13 protein-coding genes and 1 riboswitch are annotated in these 14,131 nt (G+C 42.0%); of the genes, 1 reads left to right on the top strand and 12 read right to left on the bottom strand.

The genetic code is table 11. The features are described from left to right. Nucleotides 1–2 precede the first annotated feature (2 nt). The 3 genes from sufD to IQ283_RS04725 all read right to left on the bottom strand — a co-directional run bounded on the left by sufD (nucleotide 3) and on the right by IQ283_RS04725 (nucleotide 3,166). Complete coding sequence (sufD, locus tag IQ283_RS04740) at nucleotides 3–1,310, bottom strand: Fe-S cluster assembly protein SufD (RefSeq protein WP_194218981.1); 1,308 nt, start codon at nucleotides 1,308–1,310, stop codon at nucleotides 3–5. Nucleotides 1,311–1,328: 18 nt separating this feature from the next. Further along, the gene (sufC, locus tag IQ283_RS04735) at nucleotides 1,329–2,114 is read right to left on the bottom strand and encodes a Fe-S cluster assembly ATPase SufC (RefSeq protein WP_194218980.1); all 786 of its coding nucleotides are present in this window, start codon (nucleotides 2,112–2,114) and stop codon (nucleotides 1,329–1,331) included. 749 nt (nucleotides 2,115–2,863) lie between these two features. After that, a complete protein-coding gene (locus IQ283_RS04725; protein WP_194219604.1) occupies nucleotides 2,864–3,166 on the bottom strand; it encodes a carboxymuconolactone decarboxylase family protein in 303 nt (100 codons plus the stop codon). A gap of 251 nt (nucleotides 3,167–3,417) precedes the next feature. Between IQ283_RS04725 and IQ283_RS04720 the strand changes: the two genes are divergently transcribed. Then, entirely contained in the window at nucleotides 3,418–4,368 is a 951-nt protein-coding gene (locus IQ283_RS04720) for an L-lactate dehydrogenase (protein WP_194219603.1), read from the top strand. Between the two features lie 51 nt (nucleotides 4,369–4,419). Here IQ283_RS04720 and IQ283_RS04715 read toward each other — a convergent pair whose 3' ends face one another. The 9 genes from IQ283_RS04715 to ilvC form a co-directional block, all read right to left on the bottom strand. Next, nucleotides 4,420–5,259, bottom strand: coding sequence for a MetQ/NlpA family ABC transporter substrate-binding protein (locus IQ283_RS04715; protein WP_276511796.1), 840 nt, complete (start codon nucleotides 5,257–5,259; stop codon nucleotides 4,420–4,422). A gap of 23 nt (nucleotides 5,260–5,282) precedes the next feature. Next, nucleotides 5,283–5,951, bottom strand: coding sequence for a methionine ABC transporter permease (locus tag IQ283_RS04710; RefSeq protein ID WP_194218977.1), 669 nt, complete (start codon nucleotides 5,949–5,951; stop codon nucleotides 5,283–5,285). Then, nucleotides 5,944–6,966, bottom strand: a complete 1,023-nt coding sequence (locus tag IQ283_RS04705) for a methionine ABC transporter ATP-binding protein (protein WP_194218976.1) — start codon at nucleotides 6,964–6,966, stop codon at nucleotides 5,944–5,946. The genes IQ283_RS04710 and IQ283_RS04705 overlap by 8 nt, the downstream gene beginning before the upstream one ends. A gap of 179 nt (nucleotides 6,967–7,145) precedes the next feature. Beyond that, nucleotides 7,146–7,255: riboswitch (SAM riboswitch) on the bottom strand. 132 nt (nucleotides 7,256–7,387) lie between these two features. Then, nucleotides 7,388–8,398 carry a threonine ammonia-lyase gene (gene ilvA / locus IQ283_RS04700; protein ID WP_242057243.1) on the bottom strand — a complete coding sequence of 337 codons (1,011 nt, stop codon included), beginning with the start codon at nucleotides 8,396–8,398 and terminating at the stop codon, nucleotides 7,388–7,390. Continuing rightward, nucleotides 8,395–8,985, bottom strand: coding sequence for a 3-isopropylmalate dehydratase small subunit (gene leuD / locus IQ283_RS04695; RefSeq protein ID WP_194219601.1), 591 nt, complete (start codon nucleotides 8,983–8,985; stop codon nucleotides 8,395–8,397). Before leuD ends, ilvA begins: the two co-directional genes overlap by 4 nt. A 15-nt stretch (nucleotides 8,986–9,000) precedes the next feature. Then, entirely contained in the window at nucleotides 9,001–10,407 is a 1,407-nt protein-coding gene (gene leuC, locus IQ283_RS04690; protein ID WP_408962564.1) for a 3-isopropylmalate dehydratase large subunit, read from the bottom strand. Nucleotides 10,408–10,434: 27 nt separating this feature from the next. Next, complete coding sequence (gene leuB / locus IQ283_RS04685; RefSeq protein WP_194218974.1) at nucleotides 10,435–11,541, bottom strand: 3-isopropylmalate dehydrogenase; 1,107 nt, start codon at nucleotides 11,539–11,541, stop codon at nucleotides 10,435–10,437. 16 nt (nucleotides 11,542–11,557) lie between these two features. Then, nucleotides 11,558–13,099 carry a 2-isopropylmalate synthase gene (locus tag IQ283_RS04680; protein WP_194218973.1) on the bottom strand — a complete coding sequence of 514 codons (1,542 nt, stop codon included), beginning with the start codon at nucleotides 13,097–13,099 and terminating at the stop codon, nucleotides 11,558–11,560. After that, entirely contained in the window at nucleotides 13,086–14,111 is a 1,026-nt protein-coding gene (gene ilvC / locus IQ283_RS04675) for a ketol-acid reductoisomerase (RefSeq protein ID WP_194218972.1), read from the bottom strand. The genes IQ283_RS04680 and ilvC overlap by 14 nt, the downstream gene beginning before the upstream one ends. Nucleotides 14,112–14,131 lie beyond the last annotated feature (20 nt).

Here is a 14,131-nt window from a genome sequence, read left to right as displayed (position 1 = left end):
ATTTAATTAACTTTCCCTTCAGTTACCTCAACCGCACGTTTACGAACGCCTTCGATCGGAAGTTCGTTAATAACTGGAGCGAGGAAACCATGGATGATCAAACGTTCAGCTTCATGACGGGAAATCCCGCGGCTTTGCAAGTAATAAAGCTGAATTGGATCAACTTTACCAACTGATGCAGCGTGGCCTGCCATAACATCATCTTCGTCAATAAGAAGGATCGGGTTTGCATCCCCACGCGCTTTCTCATTCATCATAAGAACACGCTGTGTTTGCTCACCGTTTGATTTCTTAGCACCGTGTTCAATCTTCGTAACACCGTTAAAGATGGCACTAGCACTATCTTTTTGAACACCGTGCACGAGAAGAACACCCTCAGAGTTTTGACCGTGATGGAAAATCTGATTAGTGAAGTTCTGACTCTGGCTTCCGCGACCGATCGTTACGGTTTTAGAATCAGCATAAGAACCATCACCAATAAGGTGCGTTGTATTTGTAGAAACCGTGTTACCATCGTTCATTTGAGCAAGTGCCCAATCAACTTTACCGTCGCGTGCCACATTAGCACGGCGGTTTACGTAAGTAGTGACACCTTTTGCAAGGTTATCAACAGAACCAAACGTAACGCGGGCATTCTGTCCTACATGAACTTCAGCAATAATGTTTGCAACAGACTCCACATCGTGACTATAAGATAAGAAGTTCTCAACATATGTCACAGAGCTATTGTCCTCTGCTACGATAATCACGTGGTTGAATAGCCCAGCTTCAGGGTCTTCTTGCCAATATAGTGCTTGAATTGGCACTTCAACTTCTACATTGCGAGGTACATATAAGAAAGTACCGCTATTAAGAAGAGCTGCGTGAACGGCCGTTAAACGGTTCTCGTCAACCTTCATAACGTCTTTCATGAAATACTTCTCTACAAGATCTCCGTGATTTTGTAGAGCAGTTTGAATATCTGTGAAAATCACACCTTGTTCTTTCAGCTCATTCGATAGCTGACTGAAAACAGGTGTTGAGTTACGGTGCACAAGAAGATTCCCTGACTGTTGATCTTTAGCAACAAGATCGCGCACATCTTCAGGAAGATCATCAAGTGATGAAATCGCTTCTCCTGCTACATCATGTTTAAATGAAGTGAAATTCCACTTATCAATTTTTGTTTTATCAGGTTTTGGCATTGGAAGACTTTCTGACTTCTCTAACGCCTTTAAACGAAGGGAAGCCATCCATTTCGGCTCCTGACGCTTTTCTGAATAAGCTTTAATGTATTCTTGATCGAATGCAATTTTCGTATCCACTGACATTGTCATCCTCCTTACTGCTTACGCTTCTTGACCAACTGTTTCGTCTTTAATACCGAGTTCTTCTTTAATCCAATCATAACCTTCTTCTTCAAGACGCTGTGCTAGTTCTGCGCCGCCAGATTTCACAATACGACCCTGCATCATAACGTGTACTTTGTCAGGTGTAATGTAGTTCAATAGACGCTGATAGTGAGTGATAATTAAGCAACCGAAGCTCTCATTGCGCATAGCATTAACACCTTTAGAAACAACTTTAAGCGCATCGATATCTAGACCGGAGTCAATTTCATCCAGAACAGCGATTTTTGGTTCAAGCATCATAAGCTGAAGAATTTCGTTACGTTTCTTTTCACCACCAGAGAAACCTTCGTTAAGGTAACGCTGTGCAAATTCTTCACCCATATCAAGTTCAGCCATTTTACCGTCTAGCTTTTTGATGAATTTCATTAGAGAAATTTCATCGCCTTCTTCGCGACGAGCATTGATTGCAGAACGAAGGAAATCAGCGTTTGTTACGCCACTTACTTCACTTGGATACTGCATTGCAAGGAAGAGTCCAGCTTTTGCACGCTCATCAACTTCCATTTCAAGTACATCTTCATTATCAAGGAAGACACTGCCTTCAGTGATTTCGTATTTCGGATGGCCCATAATTGCTGAAGCAAGGGTAGATTTACCTGTACCGTTCGGCCCCATTACTGCGTGAATTTCTCCACCATTTATTTCAAGGTTCAATCCTTTGATAATCTCTTTTCCCTCAATGGAAACATGAAGATTCTCAATCTTTAGAGTTGATGCTGCCATTTGTGAATACCTCCAATAACGTTTATACTATTCCTTCCTTATTGTAGTACCTATAAGGTGTATGTCAAGGAATGTGTGCTGAGTCATTCTCAATCTATTTTCATTCTTATTTTATAACAAATCCAAACTAATATCAAGGAACGCAAGACTCATACTTTATAGCGTTAGCCAAGGTATAGCTTGCTATTCAAATTGAGAATGAATCGTTTATTTTTTCGTTGCATACCTTTCTAAGCCTACCATTTAATCACCACAGCTACAACGAATACACGTGATTATCTTCATACAAAAAAACCAGTCGTAAGACTGGTTTTTCGTATATCATGGTTATTTTGGATGCTGATTCATCTAGATAGTTTACGGTCGAATTCACTAACCATTTTGAGACTCCGACGGTGATCCATCTCACGCTCTCGCTCGACTTGCATTCGCTTATTGAAATTACGACTATACTCCGCATAGCCAACTCCGTGAGACTGGTACATCGCCTTTTCCATTTCAGGTGTGTGGTTTAACCGCATGGGGCTAATAATGAATCAATCCTTTCAATATCGTTTTACTTACAAAAATTACTTTACCACGTTACATTAGTAGCTACAAACAGCATTTTAAGGGTTGAGGGGGTTTCCGGAGTGGTGAAAGAAGTTCTGAATAGTTAAAAAACATTCATTCTTACTTTTCCTCTCATATCCACCCTATTTCACCCCTTCGACACAATACACTATTTAAATAGTAGAAACACGAATTCATTAATGCTTCGGTTGGTTCAAATCCTTCATACACTCCTGTACGAGAGTAACGGCTTGGCTCATCGCTGCGCCACCACCAAATGCAGCTGTCACTCCTACCGTTTCAAGTATTTCTTGTTCAGAACATCCTTGGTCAAGACATCCTTTCGTATGGTAGATAATGCAATATTCATCTTGTGAAAAAATAGATATTCCGAGCGCAATCATTTGTTTCTCCTTTTGACTCACTTCCCCATCTTTAAAACACGCTTCAGTAAATGCCGAATACTTCTTAGCTAACTGCGGCATTTTCTCTGTAAACATTCCTAATCCTTCTTTATAATCATGTAGCGCCGCTTCTGCAAAGTTGTTAAATTCCTGTTCCTGTTTCAAGACACAGGCCTCCTTTATTCAATATCATCCGTACTAGTATGAGAATTGGGTAACAAAGCTATCCATCATTTTCTTTAAATTGTTTTTGGATGAGTGCGTTTACATGTGATGTATGTCACACTAATAAGTAAAGGGATACGGTATGATGCTTATGAAGACAATATCTACTAGCAGAGGTGAAGATGATGTATGAAGGAAAAACAACGCGCGTAGCATTAATTGGCACTGGATTTGTAGGGACAAGCTATGCCTTCTCGTTATTGAATCAAGAACTAGTAAACGAACTTGTACTTATCGATGTAAATAAAGAAAAAGCGGAAGGGGAAGCAAGAGACTTAAATCACGGTCTTCCTTTTGGCGCTCCAATGAAAATTTGGGCTGGGGACTATCCCGATTGCAAAGACGCAGATATTGTCGTTATCGCAGCGGGTGCAAATCAAGCACCAGGTGAAACACGCTTAGACCTTATTGATAAAAACACAGCGATCTTTAAAACAATCGTTTCAAGCGTTATGGGAAGCGGATTTGATGGTATTTTTATCGTTGCAACGAATCCTGTAGACGTGCTTACTTATGCGACATGGAAGTTCTCAGGCTTGCCTAAAGAACGGGTTATCGGCTCAGGTACGATTCTCGATACAGCTCGATTCCGTTATTTACTGAGTGACTATTTTAATGTAGATTCTAGAAATGTACATGGTTATATTCTTGGAGAACATGGTGATACCGAACTTCCTGTCTGGAGTCATGCTACAATCGGTAGTCGACCAATCATGTCTCTTATTAAAGATAAACCAGAGGCTAAAGAAGATCTTGATGCGCTTTTCGTCAATGTTCGCGATGCGGCTTATCATATCATTAATCGTAAGGGAGCAACATACTACGGTATCGCAATGGGGCTCGTACGGTTAACAAGAGCGATTATTCGAAATGAAAACTCTATTCTTACCATCTCTACGTTACTTGAAGGCGAGTATGGTTTAGATGATTTGTATATCGGCGTTCCCGCAATTGTGAACAACAACGGCATTCGTGAAATTATTGAACTTGACCTTGATCAAACCGAGCTAGATCAATTGCACCATTCTGCAAAAACGTTAAAAGAAGCGATGAAGCCAGTTTTCCAACATTAAAATGAGTAAAAAAAGGTTCTCCGCGAAATGACGGAGAACCTTTTTTCTTTCTTATTTGTCTACTGGTACAACAGCGCCATCGTATTCTTCTTCAATAAAGCTTTGAATTTCATCAGAATGAAGAACTTCTACTAACGCCTGGATCGCTTCATTGTCTTCGTCACCTTTGTTTACTGTAATCACATTCACATATGGTGAGTCTGAATTTTCAAGTGCAATGGCATCCTCTTGAGGATTAAGTCCTGCATCAATCGCATAGTTTGTATTGATCATCACTGCATCACCTTCACCTTGCTGGTAAATCTGTGGAAGCAGTGAAGCCTCAACATCTGTTTTGAAATCAATATTCTTAGGGTTTTCAGCAATATCTTCAACTGTTGCATCTGAAGCCTTTACACCTTCTTTTAATGTGATAAGGCCCTGTGCTTCAAGTAATGAAAGCATACGTCCATGGTCAGAAACAGAGTTACTCATTATGATTTGAGCACCATCAGGAAGCTCATCTAAGCTCTTGTAATCCTGAGAGTAAACACCGATTGGCTCGATATGAATGCCTCCAGCGTTCACGAAGTCATAATTATCGTTTTCTTCCATTTGCAAGTCCATATAAGGTATTGTTTGGAAGTAGTTTGCATCTAATTCACCATTTGCAAGCGTCTTATTAGGTAGAATGTAATCCTGGAATGTTTTAATTTCAAGCTCTATTCCTTTTTCCTCTAACATCGGCTTAGCTTCTTCAAGAATTTCAGCATGGGGAATGTTTGATGCACCTACTACGATTTTCTTCGAATCTTCACCTTCACCAGAACCTTCGCTGTTTCCACCATTGTTGCCACATGCAGCAAGAACTGCAAGAGCAAGAACTGCTATTAGTGATAAAAACTTTTTCAACATAATCTCTCCTTTTCTCCTCATTATCTTTTATCTATTACTCGTGTTGCAACGTCTCCACAAACCTGAAGAATCGCAACAATTACTAATATCAATACTGTTGCAACAAGTGTCACGTCAGGATTGTTCCGTTGGAAACCTTCAAGATAAGCGAGGTTTCCGAGACCCCCTGCGCCTACGACACCAGCCATAGCGGTATAGCTTACAAGAGCTATCGCCGTCACAGTGATTCCTGAAATAAGGGCTGGCATTGCTTCTGGTAGAAGCACTTTAAAAATAATCGAACCATTGGATGCTCCCATTGACTGAGAAGCTTCAATGACCCCTTTATCCACTTCACGTAAAGCAATTTCAACCATTCTCGCATAAAATGGCGCCGCTCCTGCAATAAGGGCTGGAAGGGCAGCATTAGCACCTAGCATCGTCCCTATAATGTAAACCGAAAGAGGGATCAGCAAGATAATCAAAATGATAAATGGTATGGAGCGAAATAAGTTCACGACTCCGGCAATAATACTATTCACAAATTTGTTTTCCCATATGTTCCCTCTACCTGTTAGAAACAACAATAATCCAAGGAGGATTCCGAGAATAAACGTTGCCAGCACCGAAATTGCCGTCATGTACGCTGTTTGTAGAGTGGCTTCCCACATAGATTCCCACCTGACGTTAGGAAATAACGATTCAGTCATTCGTAATCACCTCCGCTTTAACACCTTGGGCTTGCACATAATTCAAGGCCTTTTCTACCACAGCTGGTTCCCCTTTAAGGAACACAGAAAGTTTTCCATAAGGACCATCCTGTGTATGAGAAATCTTCCCTTGAATAATGTTGACTTCTACATCAAATTTACGAATCAACTCTGTCACAAGTGGTGAACCTGTTTTTCCTTTCACAAAGGTAAACTGAACAAGTTTTCCATCCTGACTCGTTGCCAGATGTGCAATCGATTCCTTCATTTCTTCAGGCTCGCTTAGCTGATTAACAAAGTCTTTCGTAATCTCTTCCTGCGGATGGTGGAAAACTTCAAGGACAGAACCATTCTCCACTACTCGTCCATTCTCCATAACGGCTACACGATGGCAAATTTTTCGTATGACGTGCATTTCATGCGTGATAAGGACAATCGTAAGGCCAAGCTTCTGATTAATTTCAGTCAGAAGTTCTAGAATGCTATCCGTCGTTTTAGGATCTAAAGCAGAAGTAGCTTCATCACAAAGCAAAACCTTTGGATTGTTAGCAAGTGCTCTCGCAATACCCACTCGCTGCTTTTGTCCACCACTTAGTTGTGAAGGATAAGCTCCTTCTCTACCTTCGAGTCCAACAAGGTTAATTAATTCATCAACACGCTTCATTCTCTTTTCTTTCGGAAAACCTGATATTTCAAGAGGGAACGCGATGTTATCCCGTACCGTTCTTGACCAGAGAATATTAAAATGCTGGAAAATCATTCCGATTTCCTGTCTTGCTGCACGAAGATCTTTTCCCTTAAGAGAAGATAGATTATTACCAGCCACTGTGACTGTCCCATCAGTAGGTCTCTCAAGAAGGTTAAGCATTCGAATTAGCGTACTTTTCCCAGCACCACTATAGCCAATAACACCAAATATTTCGCCTTTTTTGACTTCAAGGTTAACTTCCTTAACGGCTTCCACCTTCCCGGATTTCGAAAAGAAGGTCTTATTAATGCCTTTAAGCTCAATCACATGTCTCACATCCTTTATGCATTTGCATGATCAGCTACCTGAAAAAGGACTTCAGTCCCATGCCTTTGTTCTTTATTTCTATGCACTTAGAAACCTAATTCGCTTATCACTTTGTATAGTAAAGTAAAAAAATGCCCTTCTGCTTTGAGCAGAAAGGCATTTGATAAATCGATGTCTTCCTCTCATTTCTCAAAGCAATCGCTTTGCAGGAATTGGCACCTTTTCAAACGAGTCGTTTGACGGTTGCCGGGCTTCATAGGGCCAGTCCCTCCACCTCTCTGAATAAGAGATATATAGTTGTTATTACTTTACTGTGGTTAAGTGCTAAATGAATTCTAGCATGGTACTTTATGAGTGTCAATTACTGAGCAAAAAGTCGGAATAATCTAAAATATATGCCTTGAATCCCATTAGAAAACCATCAGCTTATTCGCCTGATGGTTTTCGCTCGTTGAGAAAGTTGTTTATAAAGGGATATTTTCGCAAGATCCGCATTCCCTCCACTAACAACAACACCAATTCTCTTACCTTCTAAACGATTAGACTTGCATAAGACAGCAGCTACCGATGCAGCACCCGCACCTTCTACAAGCGTTTTGTGTCTCTCAAGCATAAAGACAATCGCTGTAGCAATTTCTTCTTCTGACACGGTTAGCATATCATCAACAAGCTCTTCAATAATTGGAAAGGTTAATTTTCCAGCTTCTTTCACAGAAATACCGTCTGCAATCGATTTGACAGATTGAAGGACAAGAGGACCAGTACCTTTAAATCGATTCCATGTCGCAGATGCTTCAGAAGCCTGGACTCCGATGATTTTCACGTGAGGAAAGAACGACTTAATCGCCATCGCCATTCCAGCTAACAATCCTCCACCTCCAACAGGCACGAGAATCGCATCTAAGTCAGGACATTGTTGCATCATTTCGAGTGCAACCGTTCCCTGTCCTGCCATTACTTCAGGATCATCGAAAGCATGAACGAATGTGGCCCCTTTCTCAACACGCTCACGATCCGCTCCACTAAACGCTTCGTTATACGATTCTCCTTCAAGAACAACCTCTGCTCCATAAGATCGCGTCGCATCAATTTTGCTTGTCGGTGTATGGACGGGCATATAAATCTTAGCTTTAATTCCACGCTCTCTAGCAGAAAGCGCCACTCCCTGAGCATGGTTTCCAGCCGATGCAGCAACAATCCCTCGCGCTGCCTCAATATCCGTTAGCGACGCAACTTTGTTATAGGCACCTCGAAGTTTGAAGGAACCCGTTCGTTGAAGGTTTTCCATCTTCATGAAGACATCTCTATTTGTATAATCATTAAGCGTTGTCGACTGCTGAAGCGGGGTCCTGTGGACGGCTTCCAGCAAATTCTCCATTGCTTTTACGACATGAACGTTATATTTCTCCTGGTAATTCCCAACGTCATTCACTCTCCTACAAGTTGTTTTTCTTCATATAATTTAATTTTATCTTCGAGAGATAAAGTTCGAGATACTTCATCCCATCCATTTAACAGCATTTCTTTCCAATAAGGATCGATCTCGAACGACGCATTTAGTCCTTCTCCATCAATTACTTGCTGTTTACTTAGGTCTACGCTAAGTTCGTATCCATCCTTCGCTTTTTGAAAAAGCTCCGAGATCGTTTCTTGATCAAGAGCGATAGGAAGTATACCGTTTTTTACACAGTTGTTATAAAAGATATCAGCAAAGCTTGTCGCAATGACAATTCGAAACCCATAATCTAGAAGGGCCCATGGAGCATGTTCTCTTGATGAACCACACCCAAAGTTTTTACCCGACACTAGAATAGAAGCATGCTGGTATTGTTGTTCGTTCAAATTAAAATCTTCACGCGGTTGACCATCATCATCAAACCGCCAATTGTAAAAAAGAAACTGACCAAAGCCTTGCCGTTCAATTCTCTTTAAAAACTGCTTCGGAATAATTTGATCTGTATCTACGTTAACCTGCTCAAGGGGATAAACGATCCCTTTGTATTTATTAATCGGTTCCAGGACGTCTCACTCCTTTTACACTACAAGAGGTTTTATTTTTCTAGCGTCTGTAAATCGGCCTTCAATGGCAGCAGCTGCAGCCATAGCTGGGCTGACAAGATGTGTTCTAGCGCCATTCCCCTGACGCCCTTCAAAATTACGGTTAGATGTAGACGCGCAGCGCTCGCCTGGTGGAACAATGTCATCATTCATCGCAAGACACATGCTACATCCTGCTTCTCGCCACTCAAACCCAGCTTCTTTAAAGATTGTATCTAACCCTTCTGCTTCAGCTGCATCCTTCACTGATTTAGATCCTGGTACTACGAGAGCAGTCACACCTTCGTGAACTTTTCGACCACGAACAATATCAGCGGCCGAACGCAGATCACTTAATCGTGAATTCGTACACGATCCGATGAAAACATATTGAATATCTATATTTTGAATAGGCGTTCCCGGTTTAAGATCCATATAGGCAAGAGCTTGCTTAATTGCTTTTTGGTCACCTGGATCTGCATAATCCTCAGGGAAAGGAACGCGAGCATAGACAGATGATCCCATTGAAGGATTCGTCCCCCATGTTACTTGTGGCTCGATTTCGTCAGCTCCAATTTCGAGCACTTCATCATACATTGCTCCTGGATCAGATGCGAGTTCTTTCCACTCAGCAACAGCTCGATCAAAATCTTCTGGAACATGTCTTTTTCCTTTTAAATAGGAAAAGGTAGTCTCATCTGGGCTAATAAGCCCTGCTTTTGCGCCAGCTTCAATTGACATGTTACAAACAGTCATACGTTCTTCCATTGTCATATTTCGAATCGCTTCGCCTGTGTACTCCACAACCGCGCCAGTACCTGCATTAACACCAAATTTAGCAATAACAGCAAGAATTAAATCTTTAGCGGTCACCCCAGAACCAAGGCGTCCGTTCACACGTATTTCAATTGTTTTGGGTCTTGATTGCCATAGCGTTTGAGTAGAAAGAACATGCTCTACTTCACTCGTTCCAATCCCAAAGGCAAGGGCACCAAACGCCCCATGTGTTGAGGTATGACTGTCACCACAAACGATCGTTTTTCCTGGCTGCGTTAAGCCCAGCTCAGGACCAATGACGTGAACAATCCCTTGATCTGGATGATTAATATCGGCGATTTCCACTCCAAATTCATGACAGTTCTCTTCAAGCTTCTCCATTTGAACTTTTGATACAGGGTCATTAATAATATGACGTGCAATGGTTGGAACGTTGTGGTCCATAGTAGCAAAGGTTAAATCTGGTCTTCTTACACTTCTACTATTCATCCGCAGACCCTCAAAGGCCTGCGGAGAAGTCACTTCATGAACAAGATGCAAGTCTATATATAGGAGATCCGGGCTACCTTCTTCTTCATGCACAACGTGTTTATCCCAAATCTTTTCAATAATCGTTTTCGGCTCCACACCCATCCTCCTCTTACCTGTTTGTCATTAAGCGTATGCTTCCATGATGCCTGCTGTAGCATCCGCTTCTTCTAATTGATAAATCACTTTCTTGATCATAGCGTCTGTCCCAAGAGCTTTCGGCGAGCCATTTGCAAGATCATTCGTATAATATCCGGCATCAAGTACTTCTTTCACAGCCTTTTCGATTGACTCCGCTTCTTCATTCATATCGAATGAATACTTCAGCATCATTGCACTTGATAAAATCATCGCCAGGGGATTCGCAAGGTTTTTCCCTGCGATGTCTGGCGCTGAACCGTGTACTGGTTCATACATTCCAAAACCGTCGCTACGAAGACTTGCGGAAGGCAACATTCCAAGTGATCCTGTGATCATCGAGGCTTCATCGCTCAAAATATCTCCAAATAGATTCTCCGTTACAATAACATCAAAGTGAGCCGGGTTTTGAACCAGTTTCATTGCTGCCGCATCGACAAGCATATGCTCCACTTCTACTTCAGGATAATTCTTCGCTTTTTCTTCAACGATTTCTCTCCACATTCGGCTTGATTCTAGAACGTTCGCTTTATCTACGCTCGTTAATTTCTTGTTTCGCTTACTTGCAGCTTCAAATCCCTGATCCACAATACGTTCGATTTCTTCTCTTGTGTAATGAAGCGTATCAACAACTTCTTTCCCATTTTGACGACGCTCACTCGGAGTACCGAAGTACAAACCACCCGTTAATTCGCGAACAATTAACATATCCACACCTTTAATCCGATCCGGTTTAAGTGGAGATGCATCTAATAGACTTTCAAATGCCGTCACAGGACGAAGGTTCGCAAACAAGCCTAGTTCTTTTCGAATACCAAGAAGACCTCGTTCAGGACGAAGATGGCCAGGAAGAGTTTCCCACTTAGGACCACCGACAGCACCTAGTAGAACAGCATCGCTTTCCCTACAGATGCGCAGTGTTTCATCTGGTAGTGGCGAGCCATCCTCATCAATAGCAGCCCCTCCAATTTTTCCCTGTTGAAATTCAAACGTATGGCCAAATCGATCTGCCACGGCATTCAGAACTTTCATCGTTCCTTCCATTACTTCTTTACCAATTCCATCACCGGGTAATACCGCAACTTTTCTCTTCATCCTTCTAACCTCCCTGTTAGACGTGCGCTTTTTTATTAACTTGATAGCTTTCACGAGCAAGAACGCGATTCACTGCATTCAAGTAAGCAATAGCGGAAGATTCAAGAACATCCTGCGCTGTGCCGCGACCATTCGACTCAACCCCGTTATACATGACTCGCACATGAACTTCAGCAAGAGCATCTCTTCCACCACCGACGGAATTAATTCGATAGTCCTGAAGCTGAAGTGTGCCAGGAATCATTGCTTCAAGCGTGTTATAGATCGCTTCTACACTACCCGATCCTGTTCCAGCTTGTTGAATCATGGTTCCATCAGGCTTCTCAATTGAAATAGTAGCCGTCGGAATGTTTGCAGTTCCATACTGTACTTGAATACTTTGAATCTCATATTTATCAACAAATTCATCTGTTTGAATATCAGTTAACAATGCGAAAAGGTCATCTTCCGTAACCTGCTTCTTCTTATCAGCAAGATCTTTAAAGTCTGCAAATGCCTCATTAATCTTCGCTTCGTCAAGTTCAAAGCCTAAATCCTTCACTTTATCTCTGAAGGCGTGACGGCCAGAGTGTTTTCCAAGAACAAGACTATTCGACTGAACACCGATAAGCTGTGGACTAATAATTTCATAGGTTGTTTTTTCTTTTAATACCCCATCCTGGTGAATGCCTGATTCATGAGCAAAAGCATTCGCCCCAACAACTGCTTTATTACCAGGAACCGCCATGCCAGTAAGCTTGCTGACAAGGTTGCTTGTTCGTTTAATTTCATCAAGCTTCAATCCTGTTTCTGCTTGGTAGAAATCATTGCGAATTCGAAGCGCAACGGCAACTTCCTCAATTGCTGCGTTACCAGCGCGTTCTCCAATACCATTAATCGTTCCTTCTATTTGAGTCGCGCCACATTCAATCGCAGCTAGGGAATTCGCTACCGCCATCCCTAGGTCATTATGGCAATGGGCAGAAAGATCAACGCCCTCAATGTTCGGAACATTGTTTCGCAAATAAGTGAACAGTTCTCCGTATTCCTGTGGACTTCTGTATCCAACTGTATCTGGAATATTAATGACAGATGCTCCTGCATCAATTACTTCTTTAATAATCTTTGCAAGAAAGGAGCGGTCGGAGCGGCAAGCATCTTCTGCTGACCACTGCACTTTCGGGAAGAATTTCTTGGCATACTTCACTGCTTCAACAGCTGTTTCAACTACTTCATCAGGAGTCTTCTTTAGCTTGTGAGTCATATGAATGGGAGACGTTGCAAGAAAAACATGAAGTCTTGGATCAGCGCCACCTTTTAAAGCATCCCACGCCGCATCAATGTCTTTCATATTCGCTCTCGCAAGACCAGTTACGGATACATTCCTTACAGTATCAGCAATGTTCTTCACACCCTGGAAGTCACCTTTGGAAGCAGCAGGAAAGCCTGCTTCCATAATATCGACTCCAAGTCTCTCAAGCTGCTTCGCGATTTCCAGCTTCTCTAATGCATTCAGATTGACTCCGGCTGACTGTTCTCCGTCACGAAGCGTTGTATCGAATACATTAATCTTTCGCACTGGCAACCACTTCCTTCTTTGATTTTGGTTTAACGAATGGCATCATCGCACGAAGCTCTTTTCCTACTTGCTCGATTGGATGATTCTTCTCTTTCTCGTTGATCGCGTGGAATTCTGGACGATTTAGTTTATTTTCTAGGATCCAGCCCTTAGCAAATTTACCTGTTTGGATATCTTCAAGAATATCTTTCATACGCGCTTTTGTATCAGCATCAACAACACGTGGTCCAGATACGAAGTCCCCCCACTGAGCTGTGTCAGAGATCGAATAACGCATACCAGCAATACCATCTTCATACATCAAGTCAACAATGAGCTTTAGCTCGTGCAAACATTCGAAGTAAGCGACTTCTGGTTGATATCCCGCTTCCGTGAGCGTTTCAAATCCAGCTTTCACTAGTGATGACAATCCACCACATAGAACTGCTTGTTCACCAAAAAGATCTGTTTCGGTTTCTTCTTTAAAGGATGTTTCAAGTACCCCAGCACGAGCACCGCCGATTCCTTTTGCATAAGCTAGCGCAAGCTCTTTTGCGTTACCCGATACGTCCTGATAAACACCAAATAGTGCTGGAACTCCTGCACCATCTTCAAATGTTCTTCTTACAAGATGTCCAGGTCCTTTTGGAGCAACAAGGAAAACATCCACATCTGATGGGGGGACAACTTGATTGAAGTGAACGTTAAAGCCGTGAGCAAAGACTAGCGCATTTCCAGCACGAAGACCTGGTTCGATTTCCTCTTTGTACACTTCAGGCTGATACTCATCTGGAAGAAGAATCATGATAACATCTGCTTCATCGCTTGCTTGCTTTACTGTTTTTACATCAAAACCATCTTCCTCTGCTTGATTCCATGAACGCCCTTTACGTAAGCCGACTGTTACATCAAAACCACTTTCGCGAAGATTTAGTGCATGTGCATGACCTTGAGATCCGTAACCAACTACTGCGATTTTCTTTCCTTTTAGCATTCCCTCGTTGATATCACCGTTATAGTATACTTTTGCCATTTTCATTCATCCCTTCATAT

Origin of the sequence: Pseudalkalibacillus hwajinpoensis, assembly GCF_015234585.1 — a bacterium.
Classification (GTDB): domain Bacteria; phylum Bacillota; class Bacilli; order Bacillales; family Guptibacillaceae; genus Guptibacillus; species Guptibacillus hwajinpoensis_B.
Note: the sequence above shows the minus strand (reverse complement) of the source record. Positions and strands in the feature narration are given on the sequence as shown.